This window comes from Halogeometricum pallidum JCM 14848, assembly GCF_000337095.1.
Classification (GTDB): Archaea; Halobacteriota; Halobacteria; order Halobacteriales; family Haloferacaceae; genus Halogeometricum; species Halogeometricum pallidum.
This window is the reverse complement of record NZ_AOIV01000004.1, coordinates 24,598-46,044: the sequence shown is the minus strand read 5'-3', so window position 1 is coordinate 46,044 and position 21,447 is coordinate 24,598. Positions and strand designations below refer to the sequence as shown.

The 21,447-nt window shown below is 67.9% G+C and carries 16 protein-coding genes and 1 tRNA gene; 5 read left to right on the top strand and 12 right to left on the bottom strand.

The window, feature by feature from the left end:
* The first annotated feature begins 8 nt into the window (after positions 1 to 8).
* Positions 9 to 4,544: a glycoside hydrolase family 15 protein gene (locus tag C474_RS01920; RefSeq protein WP_008383417.1), complete on the top strand. Its 4,536-nt coding sequence runs from the start codon at positions 9 to 11 to the stop codon at positions 4,542 to 4,544.
* A gap of 48 nt (positions 4,545 to 4,592) precedes the next feature.
* Entirely contained in the window at positions 4,593 to 5,072 is a 480-nt protein-coding gene (locus C474_RS01915; RefSeq protein ID WP_008383415.1) for an SRPBCC family protein, read from the top strand.
* 58 nt (positions 5,073 to 5,130) lie between these two features.
* Here the strand turns inward: C474_RS01915 and C474_RS01910 are convergent, their stop codons facing one another.
* The 7 genes from C474_RS01910 to C474_RS01880 form a co-directional block, all read right to left on the bottom strand.
* Positions 5,131 to 7,161, bottom strand: a complete 2,031-nt coding sequence (locus C474_RS01910; RefSeq protein WP_008383413.1) for a hybrid sensor histidine kinase/response regulator — start codon at positions 7,159 to 7,161, stop codon at positions 5,131 to 5,133.
* Positions 7,162 to 7,605: 444 nt separating this feature from the next.
* Positions 7,606 to 9,072, bottom strand: coding sequence for a phosphomethylpyrimidine synthase ThiC (thiC, locus tag C474_RS01905; RefSeq protein ID WP_008383411.1), 1,467 nt, complete (start codon positions 9,070 to 9,072; stop codon positions 7,606 to 7,608).
* Positions 9,073 to 9,169: 97 nt separating this feature from the next.
* Positions 9,170 to 9,967 carry a class I SAM-dependent methyltransferase gene (locus tag C474_RS01900; RefSeq protein ID WP_008383409.1) on the bottom strand — a complete coding sequence of 266 codons (798 nt, stop codon included), beginning with the start codon at positions 9,965 to 9,967 and terminating at the stop codon, positions 9,170 to 9,172.
* A gap of 128 nt (positions 9,968 to 10,095) precedes the next feature.
* The gene (gene queC / locus C474_RS01895) at positions 10,096 to 10,824 is read right to left on the bottom strand and encodes a 7-cyano-7-deazaguanine synthase QueC (protein ID WP_008383406.1); all 729 of its coding nucleotides are present in this window, start codon (positions 10,822 to 10,824) and stop codon (positions 10,096 to 10,098) included.
* Positions 10,825 to 10,890: 66 nt separating this feature from the next.
* Entirely contained in the window at positions 10,891 to 11,664 is a 774-nt protein-coding gene (locus tag C474_RS01890; protein WP_008383404.1) for a 7-carboxy-7-deazaguanine synthase QueE, read from the bottom strand.
* Positions 11,664 to 12,149: a 6-pyruvoyl trahydropterin synthase family protein gene (locus tag C474_RS01885; protein ID WP_008383402.1), complete on the bottom strand. Its 486-nt coding sequence runs from the start codon at positions 12,147 to 12,149 to the stop codon at positions 11,664 to 11,666. Before C474_RS01885 ends, C474_RS01890 begins: the two co-directional genes overlap by 1 nt.
* 68 nt (positions 12,150 to 12,217) lie before the next feature.
* Positions 12,218 to 12,610 carry an acyl-CoA thioesterase gene (locus C474_RS01880; protein WP_008383400.1) on the bottom strand — a complete coding sequence of 131 codons (393 nt, stop codon included), beginning with the start codon at positions 12,608 to 12,610 and terminating at the stop codon, positions 12,218 to 12,220.
* A gap of 116 nt (positions 12,611 to 12,726) precedes the next feature.
* Between C474_RS01880 and C474_RS01875 the strand changes: the two genes are divergently transcribed.
* Entirely contained in the window at positions 12,727 to 13,251 is a 525-nt protein-coding gene (locus C474_RS01875) for a cupin domain-containing protein (protein ID WP_008383398.1), read from the top strand.
* A 68-nt stretch (positions 13,252 to 13,319) separates the two neighbouring features.
* Positions 13,320 to 13,736 (top strand): MaoC/PaaZ C-terminal domain-containing protein, encoded by a 417-nt coding sequence (locus C474_RS01870; RefSeq protein WP_049916646.1) that lies wholly within the window; start codon positions 13,320 to 13,322, stop codon positions 13,734 to 13,736.
* Between the two features lie 115 nt (positions 13,737 to 13,851).
* Here C474_RS01870 and C474_RS01865 read toward each other — a convergent pair whose 3' ends face one another.
* Positions 13,852 to 14,067: a hypothetical protein gene (locus C474_RS01865; protein WP_008383395.1), complete on the bottom strand. Its 216-nt coding sequence runs from the start codon at positions 14,065 to 14,067 to the stop codon at positions 13,852 to 13,854.
* 491 nt (positions 14,068 to 14,558) lie between these two features.
* On the opposite strand from C474_RS01865, the gene C474_RS01860 reads away from it, so the two are divergent.
* Positions 14,559 to 15,128 (top strand): hypothetical protein, encoded by a 570-nt coding sequence (locus tag C474_RS01860; RefSeq protein WP_008383393.1) that lies wholly within the window; start codon positions 14,559 to 14,561, stop codon positions 15,126 to 15,128.
* 253 nt (positions 15,129 to 15,381) lie between these two features.
* Here C474_RS01860 and C474_RS01855 read toward each other — a convergent pair.
* The 4 genes from C474_RS01855 to C474_RS01840 all read right to left on the bottom strand — a co-directional run bounded on the left by C474_RS01855 (position 15,382) and on the right by C474_RS01840 (position 20,727).
* A tRNA-Tyr gene (locus C474_RS01855) sits at positions 15,382 to 15,455 on the bottom strand.
* Positions 15,456 to 15,495: 40 nt separating this feature from the next.
* A complete protein-coding gene (locus C474_RS01850) occupies positions 15,496 to 17,829 on the bottom strand; it encodes a type I restriction-modification system methyltransferase subunit (RefSeq protein ID WP_008383390.1) in 2,334 nt (777 codons plus the stop codon).
* Positions 17,830 to 17,959: 130 nt separating this feature from the next.
* Complete coding sequence (locus C474_RS01845; protein ID WP_008383389.1) at positions 17,960 to 20,083, bottom strand: DEAD/DEAH box helicase; 2,124 nt, start codon at positions 20,081 to 20,083, stop codon at positions 17,960 to 17,962.
* Between the two features lie 104 nt (positions 20,084 to 20,187).
* Positions 20,188 to 20,727 (bottom strand): hypothetical protein, encoded by a 540-nt coding sequence (locus tag C474_RS01840; protein ID WP_008383387.1) that lies wholly within the window; start codon positions 20,725 to 20,727, stop codon positions 20,188 to 20,190.
* Positions 20,728 to 21,447 lie beyond the last annotated feature (720 nt).

Sequence of the window (21,447 nt, the reverse complement as noted above, 5' to 3'; positions counted from 1 at the left end):
CTGCGTATATGAGACTACGGACCGCGCTGAACGAATACAAGCGCGACCACGGCGGGCGTTTTCCGGAGGAGCGTCCGACCGCCGACGGAGCCTTCTCCGGCCATGGGGACCGACTGGTACACGTCGGGGGCGACGGCGAACTTCGCGATTACTCCGCCGCGCTGTCGGGACTCTACGGCATCGACAGGTCGCGGTTCGCCATCGAGGCGAACGGCGAGATACGGTGGTTCGACAGCCTCGATACGGTTCGGCAGCACTACTACCGCGAGACGAGCCTCGTCGAGACGGAGTACGACGCCGGCGAGTACACCGTCCACCAGTACGACCTCACGCTCGGCCGAGCGCACGTCACGCACGTGGAACTCCGCGGGGCGATTCCGACCGACGCGCACCTGACGGCGTTCCTGACGCTCGCACCCGAAGGGCGCGAGACGCGCGTCGGCCGCCTCATCCACGAGACGGGCGGCCCCGAGGGGACGCAGGCCGTCGAAGTGTTCCACCGCGACGAACACGACTACGTGACGGCGTCCACCGGTCTCGACGACGTCCGCGGGCAGATACCCGAGCGGTTCGACGAGATTCTCTCCGACGACACCTTCGAGTTCCCCCGCGAGGCCGTGTTGGAGCGGTACGAGGACACCCACCTGAGCGGCGACATCGTCGTCTCCGCCCCCCTCGAACCCGAGGGCCGCGCGGTCCGGACGACGCTCGTCACCCAGTTGTCCGACCACCGCTCGCTCAGCCGCGAGGAGGCGCTCTCGGATCTGAACCACTGCGCGCTGGCGCACGCGTCTGCCGACGACCTGCGAGCCTCGGCGCGCGACCGCGCGGAGGTGTACGTCCCGGACCACGTGCCGCGGCAGAACCTCGTCCGCGCCGACCTTCGGGCGCTGTCGCTGCTGACCGCGCCCACAGGCGCGCACATCGCGGGGCCGGAGTTCGACCCGTTCTACACGCATTCGGGCGGCTACGGCTACACGTGGTTCCGCGACGAGGCGGAGGTATCGCGGTACCTCCTCGGTGCCGACGACCGCCTCTCGCTGGAACTGACCGACCGACTGACGACGAACGCGGAGTTCTTCTGCGAGACGCAGTTGGACGACGGGTCGTGGCCCCACCGCGTGTGGGCCGTCGACGGGTCGCTGGCACCGGGGTGGGCGCACGCCCGCGTCGAGGGCTCCGATAAGCCCGAGTACCAGGCCGATCAGACGGCGAGCGTCGTCACCTTCCTCTCGACGTTCCTCGAGGGGCGCCGGGACGAACTGGACGCAGACCTCGTCAGGCGGATGCGCGAGGCCATCGAACGGGGCGTCGCGTCGCTGGACGACAGCCTCGAAGACGACGGCCTCCCCGAAACGTGTCAGAACGCGTGGGAGAACATGGTGGGTCGCTTCACGCACACCGCCGCGACGTTCCTGCAGGCGTACGTCGCCGTCTCGCGCGCGCCCGTCGACTCGACGCTCGCCGACCACGCCGAGGAACAAGCGACGGCCGTGTTCGAGGGAATCGACGCGCTGTGGGACGACGAGCGCGAGGTGTACGGCACGCGACTGCAGGGCGAGGAACTCGACTCGCGTCTGGACTCCGCGACGCTGTCTCTCGTCGACGCGTTCGTGGCGTACGACGGGCTCGAAGGCCTCTCTGAGGACGACCTCGACCGACTGGAGTCGCACCTCGAGACGACGCTCTCGGAGCTCTACCGCGACACCGGCGAGGTGGCCGGCCTCATCCGCTTCGAGGACGACTGGTGGCGGACCGCGGAGCAGGACGAGTCGAAGCTGTGGTCGCTGTCGACGGCGTGGGGCGCGAACGCCGCCGCGACGTTCGCCGTCCTCCTGGACGAATACGGCCGAGGCGAGGAGTCCGACGCCTTCCTCGAGGAGGCGACGGACCTGTACGGCCTGCTTCGCCCCGACGGGCCGTTCACGACGGGCGGCGGCTACCTGACGGAGCAGGTGTTCGACGACGGCACGCCCGACAGCGCCGCGCCACTCGGGTGGTCGCACGCGGTGCGCCTGAACACCACCGGCTTGCTCTCGGAGTACGACGCGCTGCCCGCACCGAAACCGGCGCCCTCGGGCCCGGAGAGCCGTCCCCGGTGGACCACCGGTGAGAAGTACGGCATCGGCACCGTCGCCGACCACACGGAGGAGGACCCCTCGCGGATCTGGTTCACGCTCACCGAGGGGTCGCTCACCGAGGTGCGGTTCCCGCGCGTCGACCTGATGAATCTGCGGACGCTGGACATGTTGGTCGTGGACGCCGACGCCGAGTCGTCGTACACCGCGCGGACGCACAACGAGACGCGACGCGACGACGCCACCGACACCATCGAGCGCCGCACGGAGATGGCCGAGGACGACGCCCTCGTGTTCAGACACATCATCACCGAATCCGGCGACGGCCGCGGCCACCAGTGGCGACTGACCATCGAGTACGCCGTCGACCCCGAACACGACGCGCTCCTCGTCGACGTCTCCTTCGAGGCGGACGACGACAACGAGTACGAACTGTACGCGGTGGCCGACACCGCCCTCGTGAACACCGGCGGGAAGGACCGCGGCCTGCGCCTCGGGCAGATGGGGAGCTACCACCTCGTCGCCCGCGACGCCGGCGCGTACGACCAGGAGGGCAACGCCCGACCGCTCCTCATCGACGAGAACGGCGATGAGTACAGCGTCGCCGTCGCCATGACCGCCGCCGGGCGGTTCGACTGGGCGACGGTGGGGGTGGCCGGCACCGAACACCTCGCGAGACTGTTCTCGAACGGCGAACTGCCGAACGCCCAAGAGCGCGTCGACGACGAGAACGTCGTCCTCGTGGGTCGCATCGGAACCGGGACGCGCGTGAACGAGACGCTCGCGCTCGGATTCGCCGAGAACGCGGACACCGCGGCAGCCCTCGGCGAGGCCGCCGGCGCACTCACGCGCGGGTACGAGTCGGTGCGCTCGAAGTACGTCGACTCCTGGCAGTCGTTCCTCGCGGACAAGGAACCGCCGGCATCCGTCGCCGACGACGAGACGCTGGCGAACCAGTACCGCGCCTGCCTGATGGCGCTGCGGGCCGTCGAGGACAAGACGTTCCTCGGCGCGGGCATCGCGTCGCCGTCGGTGCCGTGGGGCGAGGCGGTCACCTCCGACGAACCGAAGGGGTACGGCTACAACTTCGTCTGGTCGCGCGACCTCTATCAGGTGTTCACCGTCTTCGACGCCGTCGGGGACCTCGAGACGGCCGTCAACGCCCTGCAGTACATCTACGAGTACCAGCAGGACGAACGCGGCTTCATCCCCCAGAACACCTACCTCAACGGCCGGACGCGCTGGGGCGGCGAGCAGATGGACAACATCTCGTTCCCGGCCGTCATGGCGTACATGCTCGCAGAGCGCGGCGTCACGTTCGACGACGTGAGCTACGACTACGTGAACGTCAAGCGCTCGGCCGACTACGTGGCGCGCAACGGGCCGCCGACGGCCCAGGAGCGCTGGGAGGAGGAGGCGGGCTACTCGCCCTCGTCCATCGCCGCCGAGATAGCCGGCCTCTCCTCGGCCGCCGCCATCGCCATCGGGGAGGGTTACGACGCCGACGCGCTCATCTGGTTGGCCCTCGCCGACGACTGGACCGACAGCGTCGAGTCGTGGACGGCGACGGAGACGGGCACCGACCGCCACGAGCACACGCCGTACTACGTCCGCGTCACCCGCGACGGTGACCCGGACGCCGGCCACCTGCGGACGCTGGCCAACAGCGGTCCGACGCTCGACGAACGCGAGATAATCGACGGCGGCTTCCTCGAACTCGTCAGGCTGGGCATCAAGCCCGCCGACGACGATATCATCCAGAACACCGTCGTCGAGATGGACAGCACCATCCGCGTCGACACGCCGGACGGTCCGGCCTTCTACCGCTACAACGGCGACGGCTACGGCGAACGCGAACGCGACGAGGAGGGCGCGCCGTGGTCCATCGAGTCGAAGGGGAAGGGTCGCCTCTGGCCCATCTTCACCGGCGAACGCGGCGAGTTCGAACTGCTGAACGACACCGAGGAGAAGGCGCTCGACCCCGCGAACATGCTCCGGACGATGGCCAGTTTCGCCAACTCCGGACGGATGATATCCGAGCAGGTGTGGGACCGCGAGCACAGCACCGCCTACAACTGGGAGTTCGGCGAGGGGACGGGCGCGGCGACGCCGCTGGCGTGGTCGATGGCGCAGTTCGTGCGCCTCGCGCACAGCATCGACGTCGGCGAACCCGTCGAGATGCCCGCGTTCGTCCGCGAGCGCTACCTCGAAACCGACCGGCCCGAGGGGCCGAAACTGCAGGTGAGCACGCGCTTCATGGGCGATAACCTGGTCGTCTCCGGGAAGACGGACGCGGCCGTCGTCGCGGTCAAGACGCCGAGCGAGACGGCGATAGTCGAACCCGAGGACGGCGCGTTCGAGGTGGCCGTCGACATCGAACACGGCGAGAACCAGGTGACCGTCGCCGGCGCGACGGACGCCGACCTGACCGTTGCGGGCACGAGCGTCACCCGCTTCACGCTCTGAGTCGGCCCCGCCCGCGGGCTTTTCCTTCGGACGCCCCTTACTCACGATATGGCCACGTACACCCGTCGGACGCGGGTCGCCGCCCCGCTCTCGGAGGTCTGGGAGTTTCACTCGAAGATATCGGGACTGGAGGCGCTGACGCCCGAGTGGATGAACCTCGACGTCGTCGACGTCCGAGGCCCCGACGGCGAACCCGACCCCGAGGAACTGGTAACCGGGTCGAAGGTCCGCATGTCGATGCGACCGCTCGGCGTCGGCCCGGCCCAGCGGTGGACCTCCCACATCGTCGAACGCGAGTGCGAGGACGGCGCGGCGGTGTTCCGCGACGAGATGATCGGCGGCCCGTTCCGGAAGTGGGTCCACACGCACCAGTTCTACGCCGACGGTGACGAGACGCTCGTCGAGGACCGCTTAGAGTACGAACTGCCGGGCGGCCCCCTCGGCCGGGCGGCGTCGCCGGCGGCAGTCGTCGGCTTCGAGCCGATGTTCCGATACCGCCACCGAAAGACGAAGGAGTTGCTGGAGTAGTCGGGTTCGGGCGCCTCCCGGTCGTCGCGGGGGCGCCGTCAGTCGGGGCGGAGCGAAGTCAGTCTGCGCGGGGCGGGTCGAACGCCTGCGCGTGCGACGCGGTGGTGATCTCGAATCGCGCGCCGCCCCCCCTTCCCTCGGTGACGGCGACGGACCAGCCGTGGGCCTCGACGATTCCCTCGACGATAGAGAGGCCGAACCCCGACCCGCCCTCGGTCGTGGTGTGTCCCTGCTCGAAGACGGCCGCACGGTCCTCGGGCGGGATGCCGGGGCCGTCGTCCTCGACGTAGAAGCCGCCGCGGTTCGGGAGGGGACCGACGGTGACGGTGACGGCGTCGGCGTCGACACCGCGGGAGTCGTCGCCGTCCGTCGAACCGTGTTCGACGGCGTCGTCGGAGGAACTCCGACTGCCCGTGGGGCCGTGCTCCACGGCGTTGCGGACGAGGTTCTCGAAGACCTGCGTGAGTCGCCCGGGGTCGGCGGAGACGGTGCCGAGTTCTCCGACGAGTTCGAGCGTCGCGCCGCCCGTGTCGACGGCGCCCCACGCGCGTTCGACGACGCCGGAGAGGTCGACGGTGGACGTCTCGCCGACGGTCCGGCCCTGTCGGGCGAGTTCGAGCACGTCGTTGACGAGAGCGTCCATCCGTTCGAGGCCGTTGACCGCGCGGTCGAGATGCGAGACGTCGCCTGTTTCGCGGGCGAGGTCGACGAAGCCGTCGACGACGTTCATCGGGTTCCTGAGGTCGTGACTCACGACGCTCGCGAACTCCTCCAGTCGCTCGTTCTGCTGGTGGAGTTGTCGTTCGCGCTGCTTGCGTTCGAGAGTGTACGACAGCATATCCGCCGCGGTGCCGAACAGCGAGACGTCCTTGTCCGGCCACCGCCTGGACTCGGTGGAGACGAACATCAGGGCCCCGACGAGCGACCAGTTCGACACCATCGGAAGCGCGAGGAGGCTCCCGTCGTCCGGGAGCGACAGCGAGTCGACGGGACAGGAGGGAACGGCGCCCGCATCGGGTGCCCGGACGTTCTCGAACCGGCACAGTCGGTCGAGGAGCCACTCGCAGTCGTTCGACCTCACCGCGGTCGGCCGCGGCGACGCGCCGTCTGCCGTCCACTCGTGGCTCTTCTGCAGGGCGTCGGTGTCGGCGTCGTAGGAGTAGATGACCGCCGCGTCGACATCGGCGAACTCACCGAGACTCTGGAGCGTCCAGTGTATCTTCGTCCCTATCTCGTCGACTTCGGCGCTCATCAGCGTCGTCGAGGTGTCGAGGATGAGGTCCTTCAGCCACTCCCGGGACTTCTCGACCTCCCGGCGGCGACGCTGTTCGGTCACGTCGTGGAGCGTGCCGACCGCGCGGTGCACGCTGCCGTCGAACACGCGGGGCGAGACGGTGGCGACGCAGTGGATGCGTTCGCCGTCCGCGGCGTACACCTCCGTCTCGAACCGGGTCGTGTCCGACTCCGTCCCGTCGAACAGGTGGTCGAGTTTCTCGCGGATGCAGTCCTCGTCGTCCGCCGACACCGTCGAGACGTGGGTCCCGACGACGGCGTCGCGTTCGTAGCCGAGCAGTTCGACGAACACGTCGTCGACGGAGACGAACCGCCCCGACCGGTCGAGGACGTAGACCGCCGTCTCCAGGGCCTCGAACGCGCTGTCGTAGCGTTCGGTCGTCTCCTCCGCGCGGTTGCGCGAGACGGCGTTCGCGACTCGCTTTGTCAGCACAGCGTACTGGTCCGTGCCGGTCGCCTTCTGCACGTAGTCGGTCGCTCCGACCCGGAACGCGTCGCGGACGACGTCCTCCGACCCCCGACCGGTGTAGAGGATGAACGGGAGGTTCGGCCGGATGCGGCGGAGAGCGCGGAGGAACTCGAGTCCGTCCATATCCGGCATCTCGTAATCGCTGACGACGCAGTCGACCGTCATCTCGGCGTCCGCGAGACGGTCGAGGGCGTCGTGCGGGTCCGTCACCGTCTCGACGGTGAGTTGGGCGTCCTCGAACTCTCCTTCGAGGTAGGTGGCGACCATCGAGGATAGTTCCGTCTCGTCGTCGACGTAGAGTACGGAAATCTCCTCCCGAAGCGTCATACCACGTCTAGCTGACTTGATGGCTTATCAGCGTTGCGACGCTAATATCAGATTCAATATCAGGGATTAGCTGGTGAGCGGAACAAACCGTCGAGCGCCGAACCGCGACTGCAGAATCGAGTGTATCGGTATTCGATGCGTTCTCTCGCCGTTTCGGTGACTATCTATCTTTTTAGCCGATGCGCGTCCGACGGGGACGGTGGATCTTCGGTTACTGCCCCGGGCACGGTAGTACTAGAAAGGATAACTACGGGAGCGAGCGCTTCGGTCGGATTAGCCCGAGTATCGAATCCGGCACGATACCGGATGGGAGAGGCGACCAGTCGGGCAGATATCGGGCGTTCGAACCATCCGGTACGACGGCCGCATCGACGAGTCCCCTAAAGTAGCGTCCGGACGTCTTCACTCGCTCGACCGCACGACGTTGTACGGTCGGATGAGTACTCAGTTGCGGACGCGACTCCAGTCGTCTGCGGCGGCCCCCGACCGGTCGTCCTCGTGAATCTCCCGGAGGAACGCGGGGAGTTCCGGCACACGGGAGGTGTCGTGCGTCCCGACGGGCGGTCGATTGACCTCCGCGGCGGGGGAGTCCTCGAGGTCCGTCTCGTCGGCGATGCGGTCCATCTCGCCGTCCTCCCGGGCGTCCTGGTCGATGCGCATCGAACAGAACTCCGCGCCGCACATCGAGCAGAAGCGGGCCTCCTTGTAGTTGTCTCCGGGGAGCGTCTGGTCGTGAAACTCGCGGGCGCGTTCGGGGTCCAAGGAGAGGTCGAACTGCCGCCGCCAGTCGAAGGCGTAGCGCGCCTCCGAGAGCGCGTCGTCCCAGTCGCGTGCGCCGGGCAAGCCCGCGGCCACGTCCCCCGCGTGCGCCGCGATACGGTAGGCGGCGAGACCGTCGCGCACGTCCTCGGCGTCCGGGAGGCCGAGGTGTTCCTTCGGCGTCACGTAACAGAGCATCGCCGCGCCCGCGCGCGCCGCCTCCGTCGCGCCGATGGCGCTGGTGATGTGGTCATACCCCGGTGCGACGTCCGTGACGAGGGGACCGAGGAGGTAGAACGGCGCGCCGTCGCACACTTCGCGTTCCCGGTCGACCTGTTCGGCGACCATGTCGAGCGGAACGTGTCCCGGGCCCTCGACCATGGCTTGCACGCCGTGCTCTCGGGCGACGGCGACGAGTTCGCCGAGCGTCTCCAACTCGGCGTACTGCGCGTCGTCGCCGGCGTCGGCCAGACATCCCGGCCGGAGGCCGTCGCCGAGGCTGAACGTCACGTCGTACTCGGCGAACACCTCGCACAGTTCCTCGAAACGGGCGTACAGGGGGTTCTGCGCCGCGTTGTCCTCCATCCACTTCGCCAGTATCGACCCGCCGCGCGAGACGATGCCCGTCTTGCGGCCGTCCGTCAACGGGAGGTGTTCCATCAGCACGCCCGCGTGGATGGTCATGTAGTCGACGCCCTGTTCGGCCTGCTTTTCGATCACCTCGAAGAGCATCTCGAACGTGATATCCCCGACGGAGTCGGCCCGCTTGACCGCCTCGTATATCGGCACCGTCCCGACGGGGACCGGCGAGTACCGGACGTTCGCCTCGCGGACTCCGTCGAGGTCGGATCCCGTCGAGAGGTCCATCACCGTGTCGGCGCCGTGGTGGACCGCGGTGTGAAGTTTCTTCAGTTCCTCCTCCCGGGAACTCGTCTCCTCGCTGTTGCCGATGTTCGCGTTCACCTTCGTCGAGAACGCCTCGCCGATGACCATGGGGTCGAGCGACGGGTGTTCACGGTTCGCCGGGATGACCGCGTGACCCGCGGCGACCTCTTCTCGAACGAACTCCGGGTCGACGTTCTCGCGTTCCGCGACCCGCCGCATCGCCGCCGTCGTCTCGCCGTCCCTCGCGTGCTGGAGCTGTGTCGGCATCGATTACCTAGTGATACCACCATATGATAAAGTTGGCGCGAGCGAGCGGAAGTCGGAGTCGGCGCCTGCGGATTCGTCTCGCGTCGCCGAACCCGTATCAGCGCTTTCGGATGCGCATCACCGCTTTTGGATTCTCCCACGAGACGACCGCTCGGGAGCTATCCCTGCCGTCCGTTGGTTTTCCGTCACCCTCGAACTCGACCTCGAACCGGTCGTGCGTGCCGTCGGGCGCCTCCCGGAATCGGCGGTGCAGTTCGGCGACGTCTTCGTCCGCGACTCCGGTCCGTTCGACCCACGCGTCGAAATTCAGCGTGAGTTTCGCACCCGCCGTCTCCTCGACCGTCATGCCGGCACCCTCGAACAGGTCCGTCCACTCGGACACCGAGCGCAGGGCGACGTGCGTGGGGTCGCGGAGGCGTTCGACGCCGTTCAGCCACGCCGCGAGTTCCTCGTCTTCGGGAGCGACGTTGTCCTCGAAGGCGAGGACGCCCCCGGGTTCGAGGACCCGCGCGACTTCGTCGACGAACGTCTTCGGGTCCGGGAAGTGGTGCGCCGCGATGCGGCAGGTCACCGCGTCGAAGGCGTCGGCGGCGAACGGGAGTCGCTCGGCGTCCGCGGCGACGCCCGCGACGCCGTACTCGCGGACCGCCGTGGCGACCATCTCGGGCGCCGCGTCCGCCGCGACGACGCGCGGCACGCCCGCCTCGGCGAGGGCGCCCGCGGTGTGGCCGCCGCCGGTGGCCACGTCGAGCGCTCGGGTCGCGTCCGCGCACCACGACGCGAGCGTTCGCAGGTCCTCGCCGTCCCGGTGGACGGCGCTCTCGAAGTACGCCGACGCGGCGGCGCCGAACCGCCTCGCCGTCTCCCGCTTGTCCTCGTCTCGGTCGTCGCTCACGCCCGTCGGTTAGCGGTGTGAGGGGAAGTAGAGTTTCCCCTCGATGGCTGAGCGCTCGCGGCGGAACCGATCCCACGGACGCGGACCGCCGCAAGCGTCGTTCGACACGGAGGCGAAAAGGGAGCGGACTACTCGGCGTACTCCGGTCGCTCGGCGTACTCGATGGGGTCGCGTGTTCCGACGTTTCGGAACGCCTGCAGGCGATACGCGCAGGAGTCGCAGGTCCCGCAGGCGGGCGCCTCGTCCCGGTAACACGACCACGTGTGCTCGAACGGGACGCCGAGTTCGCGGCCGCGTCGGGCGATGTCGGTCTTCGAGTCGGTGACGAACGGAACCTCTATCTCGATTTCCGTCTCGGGCTTCGTCCCCACCTCGACCATCGTCTCGAACGCCTCGAAGAACTCGGGTCGGCAGTCGGGGTAGCCCGCGTAGTCCTCCGAGTGCGCGCCGACGAAGACGGCCGAACAGCCGTTCGCCTCGGCGTAGGAGACGGCCATCGAGAGGAGGTTGGCGTTCCTGAACGGGACGTAGGAGGTGGGAACCTCCTCGCTCTCCATGTCGGCGTCGTCGACGGCCATCTCGTCGTCGGTGAGGCTCGACGCGCCGATTTCGGAGAGGTGGTCCGTCTCGATGTGCAGGAAATCCGCGGCGTCCAGGTCGTCGGCGAGTCGCCGCGCGCAGTCGTACTCCTTGGCCTCGGTCTTCTGTCCGTAGGAGGTGTGCAGACAGTAGAGGTCGTAGCCGCGGGCCTTCGCCTCGTAGGCAGTCGTGGCGCTGTCCATGCCGCCGGAGAGGAGGACGACGGCGGTCTGTCCGGTTTCGTCGGTGGGGGTGTCGGGTTGGGTCGTGTCGGTCATCGTCGTGATGTGTGAAGTGTGGTCGGCGGCGTAGCGTGTCGGGTGAGTCGTCTCGGTCGTCGCGAGTCAGGTCTCGGGCGCGTCGTTCCACAGGTCGACGTGGAGACGCGGCGTGTAGCGGTAGCCGTGTTCGACTGCGAGGTCAGCGACGACGTTCCGCGTCGCCGCCAACTGCTCGCGGGTCTGCCCCTCGGGCATGAGGAGCACGTCGGCGTCGCGTATCTCGGCGGCCGCGACGCCGCGCAAATCGTCGAGCAGGCTTTCGATTTCGGGCATGTCGTCGGGACCGGTGACGACGAACTTCAACTGAAAGTCGTGTCGCTCGACCAGCGTCGAGAGCGGGTCGAGGTCGATTCGGCGCTCCTCGTGGCGCGCCTCCCACTCGCCCACGTCGACGCCCTCGGGCGCGTTGGCGGGCGTCGGCGTCGAGGTGGAGAGTTTCGGGCTGACGGAGGCGAGGTCCATCGGCGCGTCGGGGACGACGGTGCCGTTCGTCTCGACGGTGACGTGGTAGCCCCGTTCGTCCAGTTCGCGGAGGAGCGTCGCGCTCTCGTCGTGGACGAGGGGTTCGCCGCCGGTGAGGACGACGTGGTCCGGGTCGCGGGCCTCGACGTCGTCGACGAGTTCGTCGACGCCCATCCAGGCGTGCGTCGGGTCCCAGGAGGTGTGATAGGAGTCGCAGAACCAACACCGGAGGTTGCACCCGCTGGTGCGGACGAACGTGCTCGGCACGCCGGCGAGTTTACCCTCGCCCTGCAGCGACGCGAACAGTTCGTTTATCGGAAGGGCGGGACCGTCCGGGGCGCTCTCGGAGCGGTCGACGTCGGAGGAGACGGGCATTATCGGTGACTCGCGCGGAGTTCGCCCGTTTCGGCCACCTCGACGGCCACGTCGGAGACGGTGTCCGGGAGGCGGGCCAGCAGTTCCTCTTCGAGGAGGACGGCCATCACCTCGGCCGTCGGCGGGGCGTCGAGGACGACCAGCGAGTCGCCGTCGCCGCTGGCCTCGAACGCCTCGATAAGCGGGTCGCCGGACTCCACGAGGAAGCGGTGGTCCCACTCGTCTATCACGTCCGTCACCGCGCCCTTGTCGACGACCCACCCCTCCTCGCGCAACGCGCCCGTCACCTCGACGGCTATCTCGTAGTTGTGGCCGTGCGGGCGACTGCACTTCCCGTCGTGGTGGAGGAGTCGGTGACCGGCGCTGATGCGAATCGGCCGGTCCGCCCCGATTCGGAGGACGCGTTCGCCCGCCCGGGTCGCGAGCGACGGACGGTCGGCGGAGTCGTTACGACTCCGTTCCGACTCCAGTATGTTCTCGGTCATACTGGAAGATTATTCGAGAAGTTGAAAAGTCCGCCGCTTCGGCGGCGTTCCCCTCGCCGTCCGCCGTTTCAGCCCCGCAGTTCCTCGACGGCCTCGCGCCACTCGTCGGGGACCCGGGTGGGCTTGGTCGTCTCCGGGTCGATGACGACCAATACGGTGGAGGCGGTGGCGACCACGTCGCCGTCGAACCGGAGTTCGTAGGACATCTCGAACGAGGAGTTCCCGATTTCGGTCACGTCGAGGGCGACGGTGAGTTCACCGAGTCCGTCGATCGGCCGGCGGTAGTCTATCTCGATGTTCGCGAGCACGGTGTTCACCTCCTCGATGTCGAACGCCTCCCGGAAGAACTCGATTCGGGCCTGTTCGCAGTAACTGGCGTAGACGGCGTTATTTACGTGTCCGAGCGGGTCGAGATCGCGGAAACGGACCTTCAGTTCACTCTCGTAGATGAAATCTGTCACGTCAGGGTAGTCGCCGGCGGGACGCTAAATTCCGCCGGTCGGGGGCGGCGGGGATGGAAGCGCGTCGGTAGGTCGCCACACGCATATATTTGCCCCGGTGCCGAGAACCGAACCCTGTGGAACGAGTCGACATCGACCCGGTGGAACCGTCCCCCTACGAGACGGGCGTCGAGCGTCGGAGCCTGTCTGACCCCCTCGAAACGGACGGCGTGGCGCTCAACCGTTATCGGCTGGCGACCGGTGAGCGACTCTCCGGACTTCACGCGCACCCGGAGCAAGAAGAGGTGTTCGTCGTTCTCGCCGGCGAGGCGACGTTCGAGACACTCGGCTGGCGCGTCGGTGAGCGAGGCGCGAGCGACGGCGGCGGCCCGGACGCCGCCTCGGAAGTCGTCGTCGAATCGGGCGGGGCGATTCGGTTCGCACCTGGCGAATTCCAAGCCGGACGCAACGCGGGCGATTCCGCTCTCGTGCTCCTCGCCATCGGTGCGCCGCGAGACGGCTCGGACGTTCGCGTCCCCGCGACGTGCCCCGAGTGCGGACGCGGGGACACGCGACCCGTCTCGAGCGACGGTGAGGACGCGCTTCGCTGTCCGGACTGCGGCGAGGTGGTGACGGACCCGCCGCCGCGCGAGGAGTGGTGACCGGACGGAGAGAGGTTGTGGCGGACGACGACCCGAGTAGCGAAGTCGGTGGCGGCCGACACCCCGGTATGCCAGTTGCGACAGTCGGCGACGCCGCCGAGGCGTCGCTCCGCGTCACCGAATCGACGATTGACGAATTCGCCGCCCTCTCAGGCGACGAGAACCCCATCCACCTCGACGAATCCTACGCCGCCGAAACGACGTTCGGCGGCCGGGTCGCACACGGGATGATAGCCGCCTCCGTCCTCAGTGCGGCGGTGGCGAAACTGCCCGGCGACATCGTCTACCGCGCGCAAGACCTTTCGTTCGAGCGGCCGGTCCGTCCGGGCGACGAGGTGCGGGCGACGGCCGAGGTGGTCGAGGAACTGAGTGGCGACCGACTGCGCGCGGAGACGACGGCGCGCGTCGACGAGGCGGCCGTGGTGACCGGCGGGGCGACGGTGCTGTCGCTCCCGCACGGGGACGGAGCGGCGGACGTGCAGTAGAAGAGACGGGAGTCGGTCGCGTCGAGAGGAAAGAGAGGGAAAGAAAGAGCGGCCTACGGAACGGTGGAGAGCGTCGTCCGAGCGGGTCTCGCCGGGCGGCGAGCGGTCGGCGCCGTCAGTTCGACGCGGGTGCGGCCCGGTTCGGACCGCCGACGGGCGCCTGGCGGTGGAGCGACTCGACGCGCCAGACGTTCGACCGGGCGCCGACGCGCGAGAGCGATACCGGGATGGTCGTCCCCGAGGGCAGCGCCGCGAGGGTGTCGCGGAGGTCGGAGTCTGCATAGTCGACGAGGTGACGTGTCTCGTTCGATCGCTCGACTTCGACGGTCATTGTGTGATGATCGTTCATGGCCTTACGGACGACGACACGCGTTGGCGCGGTTGTTTCGACGCTCATACATCCGGCTTGTGACTGGAGGACCTTAAAGTGAAATATGTTGAATATATCGTGGTATAGAGCTAGCGATTGGCACGGTGCGCAGCCGAAACCGTTTCGTTCGGTGTGGGCGAACGCTCGATTGTGAACGAACGGCACGGAATCATTCGTCCCAGTGCGACTGCTTTCGGTCTACGCGGCCGACCAGATGCACCAGTCGCGGCGGCGGCCCCTGGACCCACGACCCCGAAGGGGGATGTTCGGAACAGTGACGCCGCGGACTGACGTTAGTTGCCGTGAGATAGATTTTACAACTGGATTTCTTCCGCTACTTTTTGCCTCTAGAGTATGTATCAAGTGAAAGTCTCCGGTTATAATCGTATATATGTCCAATTTGGCCACCACGCCTTTGTCGCTGCCTTCGGTGGCACGAGTCGGGTAACACCATGAAAGATGACATCGAGAAGACGGACAGGCGGAGCGTGCTCAAACTACTCGCGGCGGCCGGCGTCATCGGCGGGGGCGGCGCCGCGGCGAGCGGATCGGCGGCGGCACAGGAGAGTCAGGGCGGCGGTTTCCAGCGTTTGACGTTCGACGTCGAGAAGAGCGGGACGCTCGAGGAGAACACCGACATCGTCAACGACGCGTTCACCGTCGGCGAGAACGCGACGTTCAACGGTCAACTCATCCTCACCGACCTCGAAGTCAACGAGAACGACGAACTGGTCGCCAGCGGACGACTCAAGGGGAAGCTCACGCAGAATCCGACACAGACCATAAACCAGACGTTCCAGACCGTGCTCGGCGCCCTGAGCGACGTGCTCAGCGTTCTCAGCCCGGACGGGTCGGGCGAGTGCCCAATACTCAACCTCGACGTCGGCGAGATATTCCTGGACCTGCTCGGCCTGCAGGTGTCGACGTCGACCATCGAGATAGACATCGTCGCCGTCGCAGGCGAGGGGAACCTCCTCGGGAACCTCCTGTGTGCGGTCGCGGGACTGCTGGACCCGACGTAGTCTACCCACCGTTTCCATTCTTTCGGCCCGCGCTCGCCGGCGCAACGCGGCAGACGTCGGCGCGATAGTTCGTCAGCGTACGCTCACTTCGCTCGCGAACTGACGACGACAGAAGAGGTCCAGAGGCCTATCCTTAGGATTCGAGCCGACAAAAGGTGTTCCGGGCTGTTTCCTGCGCTCGCCCGCTTAAAATCGGGTCGAGAAGTCCCTCACACCCAACACCGGTCACTCCGCTCCCGGTTTTGAGGTTCAGTCCGCCCTCCCCGATTTGAACGGGGGGCAAGCCGATCTACAGTCGGCTGCTCTACCAGTCTGAGCTAAGGGCGGCCCGTCTACTCGTAGCGCCGTCGCCGGACTTAAGAATTACTCATTGGTCGTCGCGGGCGGCCAGAACCCGCTCGGCGACTCGGTCGACGCGCGCCTGTACGGCGTCGAGTTCCGGGACGGCCTTCGCGTTGTACGCCCGCTTCGAACAGTCGACGTGGTCGGGGACGATTCGGTGGGCCGCCATCGACGCCTCGGCGAGGGCGTCCTGTCGCTCCGAGGCCTCCCACTCGGGCATCGCCAGTCGGGAGACGGTCGACTTCGAGAGACTCGACTTCCCGCCGGAGGAGATGTCGCGCAGACAGCGCTGGTACGGCGCGGAGTTCAGCAGACCGCAGAGGTAGTGGGCCTCGCGTTCGTCGTCGGTGCCGACGAACATGCAGTGGTCGCCGGGGACGACGGGTTTCTCGCCGAGGAGGGGGTCCTCGACGGTGGAGACGACGGCGAAGTGAGGTTTATAGCCGAGGCGGCACCAGACGACCTTGTAGTCGGCCCACGTGTACGGTCCGAGGCCGAACAGCGAGTAGAAGGGGCCGCCGTCGAACCACGAGGACCCGCGGGACTCCAGTCGCTCGCGGTTCGCATCGAGGTAGGCGTACGTGTTCGGCGCCTCGCGACGCAGGGCCTCCTCGTTGTCCTCGCCGGCGAGTCGCTGGGGGACGAGGTGTCTGTCATGGCCGAACAGGCCGTACTTCACGACGTGCTTGGATTTCAGGTACGGGTAGACGTGGTCGGGTTCGATATCGTGGGCCTCGATGGTCTCGCGGTCGAGGGCGTACACCGCCTTGGCGTCGTCCTTCACGCCGTGTCGGATGCGGTACTCCGAGGGACCGAGCGCCGCCCGTTCGGCGTCCGCGCGAATCCACGGCGACGCCTCGGTCGTCGGGTCGGCGGCGACGAACGCCGTCTCCTCGGCGGCGAGCGTCCGGCGGAGGTCCGACAGCGACCCGAACGCCGACTGTACGCTGTCGGTGCGAGACCACCTCGTGGCCGGAATCTCGACGTCCTCGGTCGCGGAGTCGTCGGGCGCGTCGGCGCCCCCGGGTGCATCTACGTCCAGACGGTACAGCGCGGTTCCGGCGTCGACCTCGCGGCCGAACGGCGACAGCGACCCGAAGTCGTGGACGCGGCGCATCGACAGCGGCCGGTCGCCGACGCGGCGCCGGCGGAGGAGTTCGCCCGCCGGTCCCGTCATCAGATCGCGTTTGAGAACGAACGCCGCGCGGCCGCCGTCGCGGAGGAAGCGGTGGACGCAGGTCCACGCGTACGGGACGGAGAGGTCGTCGTTCGCGTGGCCGAGTCGGGCCTCGCGCCCGCGGTGCGGGAACAGGTCGAGGGCCGGGTCGGCCATCGGCCCCTCGCGCCAGCGGTCTTTCACCCGCGGCGTCAGCGAGTCCCACGTCAGCCACGGCGGGTTGCCGAGGAGGACGTCCGCGCGCGCGCCGTCCAGAGGCGCGTCGTCGGCCGTCGCCTCCGTCGCGTCCGCGAGAACGACTCGCGGGGCGAACGAGGAGACGCCGTCCCGGCGGAGGAGCGGACGGAGGGCGAGGACGAGTGCGAGGCGGGAGGCGCGGACGGCGACGGGGTTCACGTCGAACCCGCGGACCGACTCTGCGATTCGCCGGGCGACCGTCGCCGGGTCGGCGTCGCGGTCAGTATCGGAGTCAGGAGCGTCGCCTGCGGCGAACGCGTCTCGCTTCGCCCGCGCCGCGGCGGCGAGGAACGCGCCCGCGCCGCATCCTGGGTCGAGGACGAGGGCGTCATCGAACTCGTTCGGTCCGCCGCCTCGAACGCTCTCGACCGCGAGTTCGGCCAGTCCGGGAGGCGTGTCGTAGCGGCCGAAAGCGCGTCTCGTGGGGCGCGGGACGGTCCGGCGGTGGAGTTCGGCGACGGCCGCCGGGTCCGACTCGCGGACGAACGCGCCCGCCGCCTCGTCCGCCTCGGTCCGCACCGCGGGCGGGAGGTCGGAGCGAACCGACTCGTGAACGGCGTCGAACGCGGCGAGGAGGTCGGAGCGACCCCCGGGAACGGACGGGCCAATCGGAGCCACCGCGACCGAGAACTCGCGTTCGGCGGCGGCCGAGAGCGTCGAGAGGAGGAAATCGAACGCGAGCGTTCGGACGAACACCTCGCGGGCGACGCCGTCGGCGTCGTTCGGAAGCGTCGGAGACCCGTTCGCGGACTGCGACCCGCGTTCGGACTCGTCGGCCAACTGGTCGAACACGGAACCGTGGTGCTCGCCGACGAACGCCCGCCACGACTCGCGGGCGTCCGCCGCCGGCGAGTCGTCCGAGCGGTCGCGGAGGGCGGCGCGGTATCGGTCGAGGAGGACCTCACAGGCGTCGAGTCCGTCGTCGTCGGGTGGAGCGGAGGTCATCGTTCGGGGGAGGACGCGTCGCCGTCAGGCGCGGCGAGGCGACGACGCGTCCGTCTGCACCCGACGACGGGCGGTCCGAACTTAACGCCATCCGTTCGGTCGGGATTCGGGCAGAGGTCGCTTCGGTCGGTCAGTCGGTGAGGTCGCTCTCGGTCACGCGAACGCCCTTCTCCGCGAGGTGGCGCATCTGTCGCTGCGCGAAGTCCTCCTCGCTCGTGCCGCGGGTAGCGAGCACGTAGACGAGGGCGTTGCCCGCGGGGCGCATCGTCCGTCCCGCGCGCTGGGCGCCCTGTCGCCGCGACCCGCCGAGACCGGAGGCGACGACGGCCAGTTCGGCGTTCGGCAGGTCGATGCCCTCGTCGCCGACGCGGGAGATGACGAGCGTCCGAAGTTTTCCCTCGCGGAACTGCCGGAACAGGCGCTCGCGGTGGTGGTGGCGCATCTCGCCGCTGACGAAGGGGACGTCCAGCGCCTCCGCGATATCTTCGCCCTGGTCTAAGTAGTCGACGAAGACGAGGGCCTTCGATTCGGGGTGCTGTCGGAGCAGGCGGCGCGTCTCGGCTATCTTCTGTGAGTTCATCGCCGCGAGTTGGTGCCGCTCCCGACCGTCCGCGCTGGACCACTCGTTGCGCGCGGTGTCGTCGGCCCACGGGACGTATCGTATCTCGACTTCGGGTTCTTGGACGTAACCCGCCTCGAACAGCTTCGACCAGTCGGTGCCGATGGGCGGGCCGATGAGCGTGAATATCTCCTTTTCCTTGTCGTCCTCGCGGATTGGCGTCGCCGAGAGACCGAGTCGGTGTTTGGCCTGCAGGTCGGCGCTCCGGCGGTAGATGCGCGAGGGGACGTGGTGCACCTCGTCGTAGACGATGAGGCCCCACTCGCGGTCGTCGAACAGCGAGCGGTGGCGGTCCATCCCGGCGGTCTGGTAGGTGGCGATGGTGACCGGGCGCACCTGCTTTTCTCCGCCGTGGTACTCGCCGATCTGCTCTTCGTCCAGAGAGGTGTGCCGGAGGAGTTCCGAACGCCACTGCGCGGCGAGTTCGCGCGAGGGGACGAGAATCAGCGTCTCGCCGCCGACGGCCGCGAGCACGCCGATGCCCGTCACGGTCTTGCCCGCGCCGGGCGGGCCGACGAGGACGCCCGCCTTCTGCGTCGTGAACCGGTCGACCCAGTCCCGTTGGTAGTCGCGGAGTTCGACCCGGAGGTCCACGTCGAGGGGGTCTCCCGTCTCGAGGTCCCGGTCGTCCTTTACCGGGTAGCCCGCCTCGTAGAGGATGCGCTTGATGTGCGACTCCTTGCCGTCGCGGACCCAGCTCTCGGTGTCGGAGATGGGCGCGACGAGGTGCTCGTCGTCGAGTTTCTGCCGCCCGACGTTGCCCATCAGGCTCTCCGAGGCGGCTTCGAGCACCACGTAGTCGTCCTCGTGAGTGTACAGGCGGAACTGGTTCGCGCGCTTCCACTGGTTCTCGACCCACGTCTCCAGATGCGGCGACCGGCGGGGCAGCACCGAGCGCATCATCCGCAGCAGGTCGTCCAACGACTCGAACGGCGCCTGCCAGACGTCCTCCTGTCGTATCTTGTAGAGGTAGCCGCGCGTGCCCGTGTTTCGGTCGCCCGTCGAGTCGACGAGGTGAGCGAACTGCGCGAGTCGCGCGCGGGTGTACTGCGTCGGCCGGTCGACGATTATCTCGCGGCGCTCCGGGAACAGGATGACCCGCTCGCGTTCGGCCAGTTTCCCCCACTCGGTCGGGTAGTAGACGACCGGGTCCGCCTCGACGTTCATCCGCTGAACCGCGCCCTCGTCGGCGAGTCGGTCGAGGGCCTCGGACGCCTCCGACTGGGTGAGGCCGAGTCGTCGACTGGCCTGCTGGGCGGTCACGACCGGGCGGCCTTCGGCCTCCAAGGCGTCGTAGAATCCGCCGACGGAGACGTCGACCAGTTCGGCTGACGTCGCGGGCGTCGCGTCGTCTGCCGTCTCGACGGCACCGTCCGCTTCTCTCGCAACCGGGTCGCGGTCGTCGTTGGCTTCCTCGGGGGTATCGTCGGCCCCATCGGTCCCCTCGTCGGGTTTGTCGGACTCGCCGGATTCGTTGGATTCGTCGGATTCGTCGCGGGTGTCGACGGTATCGTCCCGCGACCGCATCTCCGAGAGCGTCGAAGGGGCGTCGGCGCCGTCGGTGTCGGTCGCGGAATCCCCCCGTGCCCGGGCGTCAGCGTCGGCGTTAGCGTCGCCGGCGTCGTCTTCCGTCATCGTCTCACGTCAGGGGCGCGGCGGGGAAACGGCTTGCGCTGGGAAGGGAGGTCTGAGAAAGGAAGACGAATCGGGAGCGATCGGATTCTCTCGGTCGTTCGGCGTCAGCCGAGGGTGTTGAACCGCGCCGGCGACATCTGGTCGTACACGTGCCGGAGGTCCGCTCCTGCCTCGATGAACGCGGGGAACTCTTCGAGCGTTCGGACGGCGTCGAGGTAGACGTAGTCGACGGGTTCGTCGGCTATCTCCTCGAACACCTGCCGCGGCCCCGACTCGCCGACGGCGACGAACGGGCGTCCGTCCGGGTCCGACTGCGGGGTTATCCCGTGCTGGAGGTACAGCGCCGTCATCGCCAGCGCGCTTGCGAGGGGGACCTGTCCGGGCGTCAACTGCCAGGTCACGTCGCGCGACCCGTACTCGACGGTGGAGACGTAGCCGTCGTCGAAACGGAAGCAGCGAACCGTCTCGTCGTCCCGCCGCCACCGCGTCTCCGTCTGTCGAGGGTCGTCGCGTCGCCAGCCGTCGTCGTCGGAGGCGTCGTCGGACGGTCGAACCGCGTGCACGATTCGCCGAAACGGCGCGGCAAGTCGGGAACCGACCCGCTGGGCGCCGCGTCCCGTTCGGCGAAGCACCGAGGACGTCATCACCGACTGTAGGGGGGGACCCCTTATCGAACTGACGGACGCGCGCCACCGGCAAAGCCCCCGTTAGACTGGTCCGAACGCTCTCGGCCCTTTCGCGGAGACACACCGGGTTTCCGGTGAAGCGGTACCCGGCGGCGCCGACTCAACGAAGGATGTTGTGTCGGACGGACGGTAGCCGAGCGTGCGGGCGGACACCGGGTTTCCGGTGAAACGGAATAAGGCGGGACGAGGCGTCTCTCGGTGGCGGACCCACCGATTGACGGCGGTCAACGCCGCGGGGCACACCGGGTTTCCGGTGAGATGACACGAACTGGTGACGGGTTTCGTGGGACGCGGACACACCGGGTTTCCGGTGAATCGGTGTGAGCGGCGACGCCGTCGGTAGGTGTAGTTCTCTCCTCGCGTCACAGCCCCGCCTCCGTGAATTTTTCCCACACCCGGTTTCCGATGAATATCGTCGCTCAATCGGGTAGCAGCCGTCAACACGTCGGTATCACAACCCTCGTGCGAGTGATGATCACACCACATTTCCGGTGAATCAGCTTCGGTAGCCGCGGCCTACTTTGTCGGAATCGGTCCGGACTTCGCCCGACGTGCGCACGCCGGTATCCTTAACCCGCAGAGAAGGCGGGAGAGAAAACGACCACCCCGGGGAGAACAATACAACAACTATTAAATAGTTGTTTAGTGTAAAAGTCCATTGATGCATTCGTAGACAGT

What these genes read in the sequence shown, in the direction of transcription:
- C474_RS01920 (WP_008383417.1), top strand. Translation starts at nt 9, where the DNA reads ATGAGACTACGGACCGCGCTGAACGAATACAAGCGCGACCACGGCGGG.
- C474_RS01915 (WP_008383415.1), top strand. Translation starts at nt 4,593, where the DNA reads ATGGCCACGTACACCCGTCGGACGCGGGTCGCCGCCCCGCTCTCGGAG.
- C474_RS01910 (WP_008383413.1), bottom strand. Translation starts at nt 7,161, where the DNA reads ATGACGCTTCGGGAGGAGATTTCCGTACTCTACGTCGACGACGAGACG.
- thiC (WP_008383411.1), bottom strand. Translation starts at nt 9,072, where the DNA reads ATGCCGACACAGCTCCAGCACGCGAGGGACGGCGAGACGACGGCGGCG.
- queC (WP_008383406.1), bottom strand. Translation starts at nt 10,824, where the DNA reads ATGACCGACACGACCCAACCCGACACCCCCACCGACGAAACCGGACAG.
- C474_RS01890 (WP_008383404.1), bottom strand. Translation starts at nt 11,664, where the DNA reads ATGCCCGTCTCCTCCGACGTCGACCGCTCCGAGAGCGCCCCGGACGGT.
- C474_RS01885 (WP_008383402.1), bottom strand. Translation starts at nt 12,149, where the DNA reads ATGACCGAGAACATACTGGAGTCGGAACGGAGTCGTAACGACTCCGCC.
- C474_RS01870 (WP_049916646.1), top strand. Translation starts at nt 13,320, where the DNA reads ATGCCAGTTGCGACAGTCGGCGACGCCGCCGAGGCGTCGCTCCGCGTC.
- C474_RS01865 (WP_008383395.1), bottom strand. Translation starts at nt 14,067, where the DNA reads ATGACCGTCGAAGTCGAGCGATCGAACGAGACACGTCACCTCGTCGAC.
- C474_RS01860 (WP_008383393.1), top strand. Translation starts at nt 14,559, where the DNA reads ATGAAAGATGACATCGAGAAGACGGACAGGCGGAGCGTGCTCAAACTA.
- C474_RS01850 (WP_008383390.1), bottom strand. Translation starts at nt 17,829, where the DNA reads ATGACCTCCGCTCCACCCGACGACGACGGACTCGACGCCTGTGAGGTC.
- C474_RS01845 (WP_008383389.1), bottom strand. Translation starts at nt 20,083, where the DNA reads ATGACGGAAGACGACGCCGGCGACGCTAACGCCGACGCTGACGCCCGG.
- C474_RS01840 (WP_008383387.1), bottom strand. Translation starts at nt 20,727, where the DNA reads ATGACGTCCTCGGTGCTTCGCCGAACGGGACGCGGCGCCCAGCGGGTC.